13 protein-coding genes are annotated in these 14,401 nt (G+C 70.7%); 2 read left to right on the top strand and 11 right to left on the bottom strand.

What is annotated here, in order from left to right; translation table 11 throughout:
* Positions 1 to 7 precede the first annotated feature (7 nt).
* Positions 8 to 880 carry a formyltetrahydrofolate deformylase gene (gene purU, locus ABZ453_RS13970; RefSeq protein ID WP_359014835.1) on the top strand — a complete coding sequence of 291 codons (873 nt, stop codon included), beginning with the start codon at positions 8 to 10 and terminating at the stop codon, positions 878 to 880.
* Positions 881 to 950: 70 nt separating this feature from the next.
* On the opposite strand, the gene ABZ453_RS13965 is transcribed toward purU, so the two are convergent.
* Both ABZ453_RS13965 and betA read right to left on the bottom strand, forming a co-directional pair.
* Positions 951 to 1,787 carry a 5,10-methylenetetrahydrofolate reductase gene (locus ABZ453_RS13965; protein ID WP_359014833.1) on the bottom strand — a complete coding sequence of 279 codons (837 nt, stop codon included), beginning with the start codon at positions 1,785 to 1,787 and terminating at the stop codon, positions 951 to 953.
* A gap of 3 nt (positions 1,788 to 1,790) precedes the next feature.
* On the bottom strand, positions 1,791 to 3,461 hold the full coding sequence (betA, locus tag ABZ453_RS13960; RefSeq protein ID WP_359014831.1) for a choline dehydrogenase: 1,671 nt from the start codon (positions 3,459 to 3,461) through the stop codon (positions 1,791 to 1,793).
* Between the two features lie 661 nt (positions 3,462 to 4,122).
* Here betA and ABZ453_RS13955 point away from each other — a divergent pair.
* On the top strand, positions 4,123 to 4,869 hold the full coding sequence (locus ABZ453_RS13955) for an IclR family transcriptional regulator (RefSeq protein WP_359014829.1): 747 nt from the start codon (positions 4,123 to 4,125) through the stop codon (positions 4,867 to 4,869).
* Here ABZ453_RS13955 and ABZ453_RS13950 read toward each other — a convergent pair.
* From ABZ453_RS13950 to ABZ453_RS13910, 9 genes are all read right to left on the bottom strand, one after another.
* Positions 4,857 to 5,993, bottom strand: coding sequence for an aromatic ring-hydroxylating dioxygenase subunit alpha (locus tag ABZ453_RS13950; protein WP_359014827.1), 1,137 nt, complete (start codon positions 5,991 to 5,993; stop codon positions 4,857 to 4,859). The two genes, ABZ453_RS13955 and ABZ453_RS13950, sit on opposite strands and share 13 nt — an antisense overlap.
* A 35-nt stretch (positions 5,994 to 6,028) precedes the next feature.
* Positions 6,029 to 7,183 (bottom strand): FAD-dependent oxidoreductase, encoded by a 1,155-nt coding sequence (locus tag ABZ453_RS13945; RefSeq protein WP_359014825.1) that lies wholly within the window; start codon positions 7,181 to 7,183, stop codon positions 6,029 to 6,031.
* Positions 7,180 to 7,542, bottom strand: a complete 363-nt coding sequence (locus ABZ453_RS13940) for a bifunctional 3-phenylpropionate/cinnamic acid dioxygenase ferredoxin subunit (RefSeq protein WP_133045065.1) — start codon at positions 7,540 to 7,542, stop codon at positions 7,180 to 7,182. Before ABZ453_RS13940 ends, ABZ453_RS13945 begins: the two co-directional genes overlap by 4 nt.
* Positions 7,543 to 7,742: 200 nt before the next feature.
* Positions 7,743 to 8,375, bottom strand: coding sequence for an MBL fold metallo-hydrolase (locus ABZ453_RS13935; protein WP_359014822.1), 633 nt, complete (start codon positions 8,373 to 8,375; stop codon positions 7,743 to 7,745).
* Positions 8,375 to 9,460 carry an S-(hydroxymethyl)mycothiol dehydrogenase gene (locus ABZ453_RS13930; protein WP_359014820.1) on the bottom strand — a complete coding sequence of 362 codons (1,086 nt, stop codon included), beginning with the start codon at positions 9,458 to 9,460 and terminating at the stop codon, positions 8,375 to 8,377. Before ABZ453_RS13930 ends, ABZ453_RS13935 begins: the two co-directional genes overlap by 1 nt.
* Before the next feature lie 110 nt (positions 9,461 to 9,570).
* Positions 9,571 to 10,674: a PP2C family protein-serine/threonine phosphatase gene (locus tag ABZ453_RS13925; protein ID WP_359014818.1), complete on the bottom strand. Its 1,104-nt coding sequence runs from the start codon at positions 10,672 to 10,674 to the stop codon at positions 9,571 to 9,573.
* 108 nt (positions 10,675 to 10,782) lie between these two features.
* Positions 10,783 to 11,541 carry an IclR family transcriptional regulator gene (locus ABZ453_RS13920; RefSeq protein ID WP_359014816.1) on the bottom strand — a complete coding sequence of 253 codons (759 nt, stop codon included), beginning with the start codon at positions 11,539 to 11,541 and terminating at the stop codon, positions 10,783 to 10,785.
* Between the two features lie 63 nt (positions 11,542 to 11,604).
* The gene (locus tag ABZ453_RS13915; RefSeq protein WP_359014814.1) at positions 11,605 to 12,516 is read right to left on the bottom strand and encodes a YceI family protein; all 912 of its coding nucleotides are present in this window, start codon (positions 12,514 to 12,516) and stop codon (positions 11,605 to 11,607) included.
* Positions 12,517 to 12,548: 32 nt separating this feature from the next.
* Positions 12,549 to 14,306, bottom strand: coding sequence for an FAD-dependent monooxygenase (locus tag ABZ453_RS13910; protein ID WP_359014812.1), 1,758 nt, complete (start codon positions 14,304 to 14,306; stop codon positions 12,549 to 12,551).
* Positions 14,307 to 14,401 lie beyond the last annotated feature (95 nt).

Below are 14,401 nucleotides of genomic sequence, written 5' to 3'. Positions count from 1 at the left end.
GCCGCCCATGTCCCCTCGTCCCCAGCCCGGCCGTGAGTACGTCCTCACCCTCTCGTGTCCCGACAGTGCGGGCCTGGTCCATGCCGTGAGCGGGTTTCTCGTCCGCAACTGCGGCAACATCCTGGAGAGCCAGCAGTTCGACGACCGGCTCCAGGGCCGTTTCTTCATGAGGGTCCACTTCGATGTTTCCGATCCGAGCGTCGGACTGGAACATCTGCGTTACCGGTTCGGACCCGTCGCCGAGGCCCACCACATCTCCTGGACGCTGCGGGACGCCGCCACCCCGACCCGGACGCTGATCATGGTGTCCAAGTTCGGGCACTGCCTGAACGACCTGCTCTTCCGCCAGCGCACCGGCGCCCTGAACATCGAGATCCCGGCGATCGTCTCCAACCACCGCGACTTCGAGAGCCTGGCGGAGACCTACGGCGTCCCCTTCCACCACGTCCCGGTCACCAGGGACACCAAGCCCGAGGCCGAGGCACGGCTCCTTGAGCTGGTGCGCGAGCTGGACGTGGACCTCGTGGTCCTGGCCCGCTACATGCAGATCCTCTCCGACGACCTGTGCAAGCAGCTCGAGGGCCGCGCCATCAACATCCACCACTCCTTCCTCCCCAGCTTCAAGGGCGCCCGCCCCTACGAGCAGGCCTACGACCGGGGTGTGAAGCTGGTCGGCGCGACGGCACACTACGTCACGCCGGACCTGGACGAGGGCCAGATCATCGAGCAGGACGTGGTCCGCGTGGACCACTCCCTCGACCCCGGCGAACTGGTCACGGTCGGCCGTGACGTCGAGGCACAGGTCCTCGCGCACGCCGTGAAGTGGCACAGCGAGAGCCGCGTGATGGCCGACGGCAACCGCACGGTGGTCTTCCGCTGAGCGGGACACGGACGACACAGCCGAGGGGCGGGCCGGAGACACCGGCCCGCCCCTTCGTCGTATACGGCGATCAGTGGCCGAGGCGGTCCAGCAGGGCCCGGCGCCAGGCCTCCGTCTCGGCGATCTGGTTGAAGGTGAACAGATGCAGGCCCGCCACGCCCGCCGACGGCGCGGTCAGGGCCTGCTCGCAGCGCTCCAGCAGTCTCTGCGGCGAGTAGCCGCCGGGGGCGGCCAAGCGCAGGAACCACGACGCGTGCCTGGTCAGGAAGCGCGTCGACTCCCCCACGCCGATCTTCGTGGCCATCGCGAGCAGCTTCGCGCGCTGCACGGGCCCGGCGACACCGACGTACAGGGGCAGGGTGACGTCCCGGCGCCGCACCCGCGCGATCCACTCCCCCAGCACCCGCGGGTCGAAGCAGAGATTGCTCACGATGTACGTGGCGTGCTCGCGCTTGTCCCACATGGACTGGATGGTGACGTCGTCGTGGATGAGGGGATGGCTCTGCGGGTATCCGGTGATCCCCCGGTGCGCGAAGGGGCTGCCCAGCTCGCTCAGCGCCCGCAGCACCGGCAGCGCGCCGTCGTACACCCCGGCCGGCGGATCCGCGTCGCCGGCCGGCACGAACACGTCGTCCACGCCGGCCTCGCGCAGCCGGCCCGCGACCTCCTTGAGGTGCACCTCGTCCCGCAGCAGCCGTGCCGGGACGTGGGGGACGACACGGTAGCCGTGCGCGGCGAGCCTCTCCGTGAGGGCGAGGGTCGGCTCCAGGCCCTTGACCGGCGACGCCGTCACCGTGAGGACGACGTCACGCGGGACATGGGCCAGGACCTTCTCCTCGGTCGACCGGGCGGGCAGCACCTCGTAGCGGACGCTGCCGAGCAGCGCCCCGAGCCCCGTGGCGGCCAAGGCCTACCCCGCCTGCTTCTGGGCGTCGCGGTGGCGGTAGTACGCGGCCTTCGACGGAGCGAGCGGTTCCTTGCCCAGGATCAGGTCGGCGGCCTTCTCGGCGACCATCATCACCGGCGCGTAGATGTTGCCGTTGGTGACGTACGGCATCACGGAGGCGTCGACGACGCGCAGCCCCTCGACGCCGTGCACCCGCATGCTGGCCGGGTCGACGACGGCCATGTCGTCCGTGCCCATCTTGCAGGTGCAGGACGGGTGCAGGGCGGTCTCGCCCTCCTTGGCCACCCAGGCGAGGATCTCCTCGTCCGACTCCACCTTCGGTCCCGGCGAGACCTCACCGCCGTTGTAGGGGGCGAGCGCGGGCTGGTTGAGGATCCTGCGGGCGACCCGGATCGCCTCGACCCATTCCCGGCGGTCCTGCTCGGTGGAGAGATAGTTGAAGCGCAGGGCCGGGTGCTCGCGCGGGTCCCTGCTCTTGATCTTCACCGAGCCGATGGCGTCGGAGTACATGGGCCCGACGTGCACCTGGTAGCCGTGACCGCCGGCCGGTGAGGAGCCGTCGTAGCGGACGGCGACCGGCAGGAAGTGGAACATCAGGTTGGGGTAGTCGACGTCCTCGTTGCTGCGGGCGAAGCCGCCGGCCTCGAAGTGGTTGGTCGCCGCCGGTCCCTTCCTGAACAGCCACTGCAGCCCGATGAAGGGGGCGCGCCACTTCGCCATGTACGGCTGCATGGAGACGGGCTGCTTGCAGGCGTACTGGACGTAGACCTCGAGGTGGTCCTGCATGTTCTCGCCGACGCCCGGCAGGTCGTGGACGACGTCGATACCGAGGGCGCTCAGTTCCGCCGCGTTGCCGACACCGGAGAGCTGGAGCAGCTGCGGCGAGTTGATCGCGCCGCCGCACAGGATCACTTCCCTGGCGCGGACCTGCTGCAGGGCGCCCCTGCCGTGCCGGTACTCGACGCCGACGGCGCGCTTGCCCTCGAACAGGACGCGGGTGACGAGGGCCCGGGTCCTGACGGTGAGGTTGGGGCGCTTCCTGACGGGCTTGAGGTACGCCTTCGAGGCCGACAGCCGGCGTCCGCGGTGGACGTTGCGGTCGAACTTGGCGAAGCCCTCCTGCCGGTAGCCGTTGACGTCGTCGGTCGGGGCGTAACCGGCCTCCTCGGTGGCCTTCTGGAAGGCGGTGAAGAGCGGGTTGGTGGCGGGACCGCGCTCCAGGACGAGGGGACCGTCGTGGCCGCGGAACTCGTCGTCCGGGTCGGCGGCGAGACAGTTCTCCATGCGCTTGAAGTAGGGCAGACAGTGCGCGTAGTCCCAGGTCTCCATCCCGGGGTCGGCGGCCCACCGCTCGTAGTCCATGGGATTGCCGCGCTGGAAGATCATGCCGTTGATGCTGCTGGAGCCGCCGAGCACCTTGCCGCGGGCGTGATAGACACGGCGTCCGCCCATGTGCGGCTCGGGCTCGGACTCGTACTTCCAGTCGTAGAATCGGCTGCCGATCGGGTAGGTCAGGGCCGCGGGCATGTGGATGAAGACGTCCCACGGGTAGTCGGACCGGCCGGCCTCCAGCACCAGCACCCGGTTGCCCGGGTCCGCGGAGAGCCTGTTCGCCAGTGCGCTGCCTGCCGAACCGCCGCCGACGATGACGAAGTCGTACTGCAGAGGAGCCATGGTGCCTCGTCTCGCTCGCGCCGTCGATACGCGAGGCATGCTAATACGCGTAGCGCTATACGCACTAGGTTGCGTGGCACGCAACCTGGAAGGCTTGGTTCCGACGCCACCGAACCTTTGTTTCGGCACGGGTGGACCTTTGTTTCGCAGCCGTGACGTGCTCGCGCCGCATCGCCCCGAGCCGTCCGAGGCAGGCTCACGCCGGCCGTGGATCCCGGTCACCCTCGGAATGCCGACGCTTTGAAGCCCGGGCCGCTCGCTCTTCTCCCCCGTGCCCCGACCGGTCCCCTCGCGTGTCTTGCGGACCTTGCGCGAGAGGACCGCGTTCGCAATGGCAGACGGGTTCGCGACACCGGCGACCTGCCCGCCGTCGGCCAGGGAGTCCACTGTTTCCTTAACGGCCCGGCGGTTGCCGGTCGCGGCGACCTTCTGCGGCATCGAGAACTCCTCGTCGCAGGCTCCCGGCGTCCGCAGCGAAATCAGCCACGTCAGGGAAGCCCAAGTCCGTTCGCGACTACTGAATCCGCGGTACGCCCGGACAGCCCGGATCAGCCCCGGTCAGGGTCGTCAGGCCCAAGACGCTGTACCGTACTGCGCGTATAGTTTCGCTGTGAGCAACCACAGCCAAGACACCGAAACGTCAAATTCGCAGGCCGGCGGGGTGCAGTCGGTCGATCGAGCCATCAGCGTCCTCGAGATCCTGGCCCACCGTGGGGAGGCCGGCGTCAGTGAGGTGGCCGCCGAGATCGACGTTCACAAGTCCACCGCGTTCCGGCTGCTCGGCGCCCTGGAGTCGCGGGGTCTGGTGGAGCAGGCCGGCGAGCGCGGCAAGTACCGGCTCGGCTTCGGCATCGTGCGGCTGGCCGGCGCGGTCACCGGACGCCTCGACATCACCCAGCAGGGCCGCCCGGTCTGTGAGCGTCTCGCCGAGGAGATCGGCGAGACCATCAACATCGCGGTGATGCAGGAGCACTTCGCGATCAACCTCTACCAGGTGCGCGGCCCGGCGGCCGTCGCCGCGCACAACTGGGTCGGCGAGCTGACCCCGCTGCACGCCACCTCCAGCGGCAAGATCCTCCTCGCCCACCTGCCGACCAAGGAGCGCGCGGCGCTGCTTTCCGAGGCCGGGCTGAAGAAGGTCACCCCGCACACCATCACCGCCAAGGCGAAGCTGGAGAAGAACCTCGCCGACGCGCGGGAGCACGGCTACGCCTTCACCCTGGAGGAGTTGGAGATCGGCCTGCACGCCATGGCCGCCCCGATCCGCAACCAGGACGGCGAGGTCATCGCGGCACTCAGCGCCTCGGGGCCGTCGTACCGCTTCACCGAGGAGCGGCTGCACGAACTGGCCCCGGTGCTGCTCAAGGGCGCCGAGGAGATCAGTCACCGTATGGGCTACCTGGGCTGAGTCACCGTACCCAGCCGCTCGTTGACCCAGTCGTGGAAGGCGCCGATGTGGTGCTCACTGGGCACCAGCACGCCTCCCTTGGCGTACATCCGGGAGTGCATGCCGGGCTGGGTGCGCTCGCACGCCTCGAAGTCCTGCCGGTTGACCCGGTCGAAGAGCTCCACGGAGCGGCTGACGTCCTTGCCGCTGTCGACGACGTGCGGGAGGTACAGCCAGTCGCACTCGACGATCGTGCGGTCGACGGCCACCGGGTACATGCGGTGGAAGATGACGTGGTCGGGGACGAGGTTGATGAAGACCTGCGGCTTGACGGTGATCGCGTAGTAGCGGCGGTCCTGGTCCTCGGCGACCCCGGGTATGCGCTCCAGGCCCTCGCTGCCGTCGACGGTGAAGCCCTGGATCTCCTCACCGAACTCGGCGCCGTGGCCGACGTAGTACTGGGCGGCGTAGCCGTCGGCGAACTCCGGCAGCACCTCGGTCAGTTCGGGGTGGATCGTGGCGCAGTGGTAGCACTCCATGAAGTTCTCGATGATGAGCTTCCAGTTCGCCCTGACGTCGTAGACGATGCGCCGGCCGACCGAGAGGTTGTCGATGTCGTAGTGGTCGATGGACTCGACGTCGCCGAGCCGTTCGACCACGGCGCCCATGACGTCCTCCTCGAAGGAGGGCGGGTTCTCCGCGAGGCACACCCACACATAGCCCAGCCATTCGCGCACGGCGACGCTCACCAGGCCGTACTCGGTGCGGCCGACGTCGGGCATCTTGGTGAGGTTGGGAGCGGCGACGAGCTTGCCGTTCAGGTCGTACGTCCAGGCGTGGTACGGGCATTGGAAGGCCCGCTTGACCTCGCCGGTCTCCTCGGTGCAGAGCCTGGCCCCGCGGTGCCGGCAGACGTTGAAGTACGCGCGGATCGAGTTGTCCCGGGCGCGGGTGACGAGGATGCTCTCGCGGCCCACGTCGACGGTGCGGAAGGCGCCCGGCTTGGCCAGCTCGGAGGCGCGCGCCACGCAGAACCACATGGTCTCGAAAATGCGCTCCTGCTCCTGGGCGAAGATCCCGGGGTCCGTATAGGAGGAGCCGGGCAGGGTGGCGATCAGGCTGTCCGGCAGGCTGGTCGAGGTCACGGTGCACTCCTCGGGAAACGTCGTGGAGGGGTCATTCACGCGGCGAGCTGTTTGCGCAGGCGGGTGAACAGGCGCGGCTGGTTCATCCCGAGCACGGCGACGGGCTGGCCCGAACGCCGGTAGACGGCGAGGACGTTGCGGTCCTCGGCGGCGCCTTCCTCGATGGTCACGCTGTCGGCGCCGGCCGCGTGACCGGCGAACTGGATCTTTATGCCGTACTGGTCGGACCAGAAGTACGGCGGCCGGGGCACCCCCGGTTCCACCGCGCCGCCCGCGAGCAGCGTGGCGATGGCGGCGCCGGGCCGCTCCCGGGCGCCGGTCCAGTGCTCGACCCGGCGGTGCAGGCCCGCACGCGGGTCGTACCAGTTGGCGCAGTCGCCGACCGCGACCACACCGGCCAGGCTGGTGCGGCCGTCCGCGCCGCACTTGACGCCGTTGTCGAGGTCGACGCCGGATCCCGCCAGCCACTCGACGCAGGGGCGTGCCCCCACGCCGACGACCACGATGTCGGCGGGGATCGTCCGGCCGTCCTCCAGCAGGACCGCGTCGACACGCTTCTCGCCGCCCAGCCCCTTCACGCCGACCCCGCACAGCAGTCGTACGCCGTGGTCGGCGTGGAGGGCGGAGACGAGGGCGCCAATGGTCTCGCCCAGGGGGCCGGCCAGCGGTGTCGGAGCCGCTTCGACCACCGTCACGTCCAGGCCGAGGGCGCGGGCGGTGGAGGCGACCTCGGCGCCGATGAAGCCTCCGCCGATCACCACGAGCCGTCCGCCGCGGGCGAGTTCGACGCGCAGGGCGCGGGCGTCGTCCAGGGTGCGCAGGGTGTGCACCCCGGCCAGCCCCGCGGAGCCGGGCAGGGTGCGGGCGGCGGCGCCGGTCGCGATGACGACGCCGTCGGCGCGCACCTCCCGTCCGTCGGCGAGGCGCACGGCACGGTCGCGGGCGTCGAGGCCGACGGCACGGGCACCGAGCAGCCAATCGGCCCCCAGGTCCTCGTCGTCGGTCTCCAGCACCAGGTCCGCCTCGCCGAGGGTGCCGGCCAGGAATTCCTTGGACAACGGGGGCCTGTCGTACGGGCGGTGGAACTCCTCGCCGATGACGACGAGCCGCCCGTCGTAGCCCTGCCCCCGCAGCGAGCGCGCCGCCGACAGTCCCGCCAGCGACGCGCCCACCACGGCCACGGTCCTCACGCGGGACCTCCGGCCAGCCGGGAGGCGACGCAGGGCGGCAGGTTGGGGGCGTCCGTGGACACCCGCACGTAGATCATCCCGTCCTCGACCACGACCTCGTGCGTACGCACCGGGAGCTTGGCCGGCGGGGCGTCGACGGCGCCGGTGCGCAGGTCGAACTTCGAGGCGTGCAGCGGGCATTCCACCTCGCAGCCCTCCAGCCAGCCGTCGGCGAGCGAGGCGTCCTGGTGGGTGCAGGTGTCGTCGATGGCGAAGACCTCGCCGTCGTCGGTGTGGAACACCGAGACCGGCGGATCGATGTCGAGCCGGAAGGCCTCGCCTCGCGGAAGATCCGCGAGACGGCACGCGGGAATCATCATGACACCTCGGTGCGTATAACGAAACGGATTGCGGTAAGCGCAACATCAGTCTGAGGTCGCCCCAGAACCCTTGTCAAGGAGTTCAGAGGCCTTGTCGACCCCCGCGGATTGTTGCTCTTCATGCAACAGATGTCGCAATAAGCAACAAGTTCAGGGCAGGGGTCGACCCTTCGGTCGGTACGTCCGGGCAGGTCAGACGGTCAGTGACCGCGCGCGATCCACTCCTGCAGGTGCGGGGCCTCCGCACCTACGGTGGTCGTCTCCCCGTGACCGGTGTGCACGACGGTCGCGCCGGGCAGCGTCAGCAGCCGCTCGCGGATCGACTCGACGATGGTCGGGAAGTCGCTGTACGACCGCCCCGTGGCTCCGGGGCCGCCCGCGAAGAGGGTGTCTCCGCTGAAGAGCGCTCCCAGGGCCGGCGCGTACAGGCAGACCGCACCGGGGGCGTGCCCGGGGGCGTGCAGCACGGTCAGTTCGACGCCGGCCACGGACAGCACCTGCCCGTCGGCCAGCTCCGCGTCCGGCGTCCGGTCGGGGTGGGTCTGTTTCCACAGCGGCAGGTCGTCGGGGTGCAGCAGGACGGGGGCGCCGGTGCGCGCGGCGAGGGCAGGGGCGGCGTCGATGTGGTCGTTGTGGGCGTGGGTGCACACGATCGCCCGCAGGATCCGGCCGCCGACGGTGTCGACGATGGCGTCGGCGTCGTGCGCGGCGTCGACGACGATCACCTCGTGGTCGTCGCCGACGATCCAGACGTTGTTGTCGACCTCCCAGGTGCCGCCGTCCAGGGAGAAGGTGCCCGAGGTGACGAGGTGTTCGATGCGGGCAGCGGCCATCACAGCACCACCACCGAGCGCAGCACGTCGCCGCCGTGCATCCGCTCGAAGGCCTTCTCCACCTCGTCCAGGGCGATCGTCTCCGTCACGAAGGCGTCCAGGTCCAGGCGGCCCTGGAGGTAGAGGTCGATGAGCATCGGGAAGTCGCGGCTGGGCAGGCAGTCGCCGTACCAGGAGGACTTCAGCGCGCCGCCGCGGCCGAAGACGTCCAGCAGCGGCAGCTCCAGCTTCATCTCCGGGGTGGGCACGCCCACCAGCACCACCGTGCCGGCCAGGTCGCGGGCGTAGAAGGCCTGGCGGTAGGTCTCCGGGCGGCCGACCGCCTCGATGACGACGTCGGCGCCGAAGCCGCCGGTCAGCTCGCGGATCGCCTCGACGGGATCGCCCTCGCGGGAGTTGACGGTGTGGGTGGCCCCCAGCTTCCGGGCGGTGGCCAGCTTGCGGTCGTCGATGTCCACGGCGATGATCTTCGCCGCGCCCGCCAGCCGGGACCCGGCGATCGCCGCGTCCCCGACCCCGCCGCAGCCGATGACCGCCACGCTGTCACCGCGCCCGACGTTGCCGGTGTTGATCGCCGCACCGATCCCGGCCATCACCCCGCAGCCCAGCAACCCCGCGGCCGCCGCCGAGGCGGCGCGGTCCACCTTGGTGCACTGCCCGGCCGCCACCAGCGTCTTCTCCGCGAACGCGCCGATACCCAGGGCAGGAGACAGTTCCGTGCCGTCCAGCAGGGTCATCTTCTGCTTCGCGTTGTGGGTGTTGAAGCAGTACCAGGGCCGGCCGCGCAGACACGCCCGGCACTGACCGCACACGGCACGCCAGTTGAGGATCACGAAGTCGCCGGGCTCCACATCGGTGACGCCCTCCCCCACCGCCTCCACCACACCCGCGGCCTCATGGCCCAGCAGGAAGGGGAAGTCGTCGTTGATGCCGCCCTCGCGGTAGTGCAGGTCGGTGTGGCACACCCCGCAGGCCTCGACCTTCACCAGCGCCTCACCCGGCCCCGGGTCGGGCACGATGATCGTCTCCAGGCTGACGGGGGCGCCCTTCTTCCGGGCGACGACAGCGCGGACCTGATGAGTCATGGCCACTCCTCGGCTGGTACGAGACCTGAGTCGAATGTTGCTCATTGCGGCACACACAGCATGTGTCGCAACACAGCATCATGGAGGCCCGACTGGGGGTCAAGAAGCGTTCACCCGGCGATGACGGGCACCGCGGGTTTGCGGATCAGGAGCAGCGCCGCGTCGTCGTGGAGCCGGCCGCCCACATGTGCCAGCAGCTCCGCGTGCAGCGCGTCGAGGGTGCGGGACGGCTCCTCGCCGGCGTGGCGCGCCAGCCCTTCGCCGAGCGGATAGAACTCCCGGCCCCGGTCGCGGGCCTCGGTGACCCCGTCGGTGTAGAGGAGCAGCTGGTCCCCGTCGGCGAACGGCAGCACCTGCAGGCCGGGAGCGTGTCCGGTCAGCGCGCGCAGCCCGAGGGGTGGCGCCGGGTGGGCGGGCTCCACCGGCTCCACCCTCAGGCTGCCGCCCGACCGGCGGACCAGCAGCGGCGGCGCGTGCCCGCAGTTCACCATCTCCAGCCGCCCGGCTCGGGGGTATCCGGCGACCACGGCGGTGACGAAGTCGTCGGCGCCGAGATTGCGCGCCAGACTCCGTTCGATGCGCTCGACCACGGCCAGGAGGTCCGGCTCGTCCCAGGCGGCCTCCCGGAAGACCCCGAGCACCAGTGCCGCGGTCCCCACCGCCGGCAGTCCCTTTCCGCGCACGTCGCCGACGATCAGCCGGACCCCGTACGGGGTGGGGATCAGGGCGTACAGATCGCCGCCGATGCGGGCCTCGGCCGCCGCGGCGCTGTAGCGGACGGCGACCTGGAAGGGGCCGACGGTCGCCGGCACCGGCTTGAGCAGCGCGTGCTGGGCGGTCTCGGCGACCGAGCGGACCGCCGCCAGCACGCGTTCCCGGCGACCGCGCAGCACGCTGGCCAGGCCGCTCGCCAGCGTGACCGTCACCAGGGCGGACAGGACGGCCGCCAGTTCCCCACCCGGAACCCCGTCCCGGGTGCCCAGGGACGCGCCCAGCACCACGGCGAGCAGACCCGCGCACAGCACACCGCGCGGCCCGTTGGTCGTGGCTGCGAGGGCGGGACCGGCGGCCAGCAGGGGCAGCCAGATCATGCCGGCCCCGCCGGCCAGGTCGGTGAGCACGACGGCGCAGACGATCAGCACGGGCAGGGCGGAGGCCCAGTGGGCCAGCTGTTCTCGGGCCTGACTCGCCAGCTGCTCTCGGGCCTGACTCATGCTCTGTCCGCAGTCCTCACCTGTGGGGGGCACGGTCCGGGCCCACGCCTCAAACGCTTGTTCCTCCAGGAAACGAAATCGCTCCCGGACGTCACAAGGAGAGGAATTTCAGATAGTGAGCGAGAGGCTCCTGGTCACGCGGCTCGCGGTCGGGAGCAGCCGGGCCCTCACGTCCGGCAGCCGGGACAGCCGCTCGGCCGGCATGGAGACACCGAGCGAGCCGAGCGTGTCCCCGCAGTAGACGGGCACCGCGACGCACACCGTGCCCAGACAGTACTCCTCGAGGTCGGTGACCGCCGGGGCCACGGGTGAGGAGTCCAGGCGCCGCAGCAGTTCCAGCTGACTGGTGATCGTCCGTGGGGTGAGGTCGGCGAGATGGTGGCGGGAGAGGTAGTCCCTGCGGGCCTCGTCGTCCAGCTCCCGCAGGACGGACTTGCCCAGCGCGGTGGCGTGTCCGGCGTCCTCGAAGCCCACCCAGAGATCGACGCGGGGCGCCCGGGGGCCGTCGACGATCTCGGCGACGCGGATCTCGCCGTCCTCGTAGAAGGTGAGGTAGGCGGCGGTCGCGAGCTCGTCGCGCAGTGCCGCGAGCGTGGGCCGCACCCGGCTGAGCAGCGCCTGCCCGCGCCCCGTCGTCCCCAGCGTGTGCAGCTTGTCCCCGAGGACGAACCTGCCGTCCTCCACCTTCCGCGCGTACCCGTCGTGCACCAACGTGCGCAGCAGATGATAGGCGGTGGCCAACGGCAGCCCGGTCTCACGGGCCAGTTGCTTGGCGGTCGCGCCGTTCTCGTGCGCGCTCACCGCCTCCAGCAGTCGGAAGGCCCGCTGGACGGACGTGATCAGCGTGGGGCCGTCGTGCGCACCCATGGCACCAGCGTGCGCCGGGCGCCCTTCTGGGGCAAGGGGGAGCACCCGGGCGGCCCGCGACGTCTACTCGGGCGGGGTCGGCGTGTCGTGGGTGCGGTACATCGCCTGGACGTCCAGTTCCAGCTGGACCGTCGGGCCGACGACCGCGATCCCGCGGGCCAGCATCGACCGCCAGTTCAGCGTGTAGTCCTCGCGGTGGAGCTCCGTCTTGGCCAGGGCCGCGCAGCGCAGCTCCTCACCGTAACCGCCGTTGACCATGCCGAGGTAGGTGGTGTCCAGCGACACCGACCGGCTGACCCCGTGCATGGTCAGCGTGCCGAGCAGGGACCACTTGCTGCCGCCGCGGTAGGCGAAGCGGGTGCTGCGGAAGTCGATGTGGGGGAAGTGCTGCACGTCGAGGAAGTCGGCCGAGCGCAGGTGTGCGTCACGGGTGTTGTTGCCCGTGGTGATGCTGGAGGCGTCGATGCGCACATGGACGCGCGAGTCGGCGATGTCCTGGGTGACCTGGATGCCGCCCTCGAAGCGTTCGAAGCGGCCGTGCACATGGGCCATGCCGACATGCTTGGCGATGAAGCGGATCGCCGTGTGCGGCGGGTCGAAGAGCCAGGTCCCCGGGACCGGAAGGTCGGCCTGCCGGCCCGGTTGGAGCCACACCCGCTGCGGGGCCGCGCCCGAGTCGGCGACGACGTCGATGGTCTCGCGGTGCGGTTCCAGCCCTTCCGCGACGACCATCAGGCTGTAGCCTCCGGGCGGCAGCACGGCCATGAACAGGCCGTAGGGGTCCGTGGTGCCGCGTGCGGTGACCTGGTGGCCGCGCAGCTCCGTCACCGTCACGTCGGCGCCGCCGAGCGGCTGGTTCACGGGGTCCATGACCTCGCGTACGACGACGCCCGCCCCGGCCGGAACGGGAAGCGTGAGGCCCGCGGCGCTTCCGGGGGCATTCCTCAGTCGCCGCCGGAGCAGTCCGAGGGGCATGGGGTTCACCTTTCAGTCGGCGGTGGGGGGAATCAGGTGTGGCCGAGGATCCGGCGCACCGCCTCGCCGAGCAGCCGCTCGGCCTCGGCGCCGGAGCCGGCCGCGGTGGGGTGCCGGAAGGCGACATAGCCGTCCGGCCGTACGAGCAGCGCTCCCGCGTCGGCGACCTCGCTCAGCCGCGCCCAGTCGCCGTAGGGGTCCTCGTACTGCTGACCGGGTCCGATGACGACGGCGGCGATCTCCAGGTCCTGGGCCTCGGCGGCGCGCAGCCAGTCGGTCCCGCCGATGCCGGTGAGCAGCGTGAAGCGGCCCTGTCCGACGGTGTCGAGGGTGGAGAGGGTGCGGGTGCCGGAGGTGATCCAGGCGTGCGGGAGCTTGGCGCCGGGGCGGGAGGTCGGCTGGTGGTACAGCTCGGGGTCGCGGTCGAAGCCGGGGTCGGCGGTGCCGTCGGGGACGATCGCCGTGGAGGTGTAGCGCTGGTTGAGGTCGACGCCGTGCGCGTTGAACTCGTACACCTTGAACGCGATCGCCTCGCGCAGCCGTGCCCGCTGCTTCTGCGCCGCCTCCGTGTCGTCCTTGCGGGCGGTGATGTTGGCCCACAGCTGCTCGGGGGTCTGCGGGGAGAGCCCGTCGAGTGCCTCGAAGATGGGCGCGGTCTCGCCGATGGACTTGTTGGCGCGGGTGACGATCTGCCTGCCGATCGGCGCGCGTTCGGCGGTGTAGGTGTCCAGGAGCCTCGGGGACGCGGTGCCGTCGAGGACGAGCTTGAGCTTCCAGGCCAGGTTGTAGGAGTCCTGGATGGAGGTGTTGGAGCCGAGGCCGTTGGACGGCGGGTGGCGGTGCGTGGCGTCGCCGGCGCAGAAGACCCGGCCGCTCGCGTAGGTCTCGGCGTACATCTCGTTGACGGTCCAGGCGGAGGACGACTTGATGGTCACCGGGATCTCGTCGTCGCCGACCAGTTGGCGCACGATCGTCTCGGCGTACTCGGTGGTCAGGTCAGGGGCGCCGGCCGTCACGTCGTACCCCCACACGATCAGCCACTCGTTCCACGGCCGCACACAGCGCACCAGGCCGGCGCCGATGCCGCCGACGGTGGCGCCGGGCGCCAGCACCCAGTACAGGGTGGACGGCCGGTGGGCCGTGTACTTGGACAGGTCGGCGTCGAAGACGATGTTGATGCTGCCGGCCACGCCCATCTGGCCGCCCATCGGCAGTCCGGCGTCCTCGGCGACCTTGCTGCGCCCGCCGTCGGCGCCGATGAGGTACTTGGCGCGGATGGTGTACTCGTCGCCGCGCAGCCGGTCCTCGACGGTGACCGTCACGCCGAAGGCGTCCTGTACGAAGGACTTGTAGACGGTGCTGAAGCGCAGCCGCGTGCCGCGCGCGACCGCCGCGTCCATGAGCACCGGTTCCATGAGGTGCTGGGGCATGTCGCACATCCGGGTGGGGCTGGCGAGTTCGTGGGCGGCCTGGACGAGCGGGTCGTTGCCCCAGGAGCGCACCCGGCCCAGCTCCTCGCCGGCGAGGCTGGTGCAGAAGGTCGTGTTGCCCATCAGCTGCTGCGGGGTCGCCTTGGCGATCACCTCGTCCTCGACGCCGAGGTCGCGCAGCACCTCCATGGTGCGCTGGTTGGTGATGTGCGCCCGGGGCGTGTCGGCGAGGCTCGCGTAGCGGGTGACGACGACGTTCGGCACGCCGTAGGTGCTCAGGGCGAGCGCGGCGGAGGCGCCGGCGGGGCCACTGCCGACGATCAGTACGTCGGTGACGACATCGGGCTCGACGGTGTGCACGGGGAACGCTCCAGGGACTGAGAACAGGCGCCGACTCTTCAAGATCGTGTACGCCCGGGCGGCGGCGCGGGTGTCTCAATAAGAGACAGTGCGCC

The organism is Streptomyces sp. NPDC005799, assembly GCF_040630525.1.
Lineage (GTDB): Bacteria > Actinomycetota > Actinomycetes > Streptomycetales > Streptomycetaceae > Streptomyces > Streptomyces griseorubiginosus_B.
The sequence above is the reverse complement of the archived record's forward strand: the minus strand, read 5'-3'. Positions and strand labels throughout refer to the sequence as shown.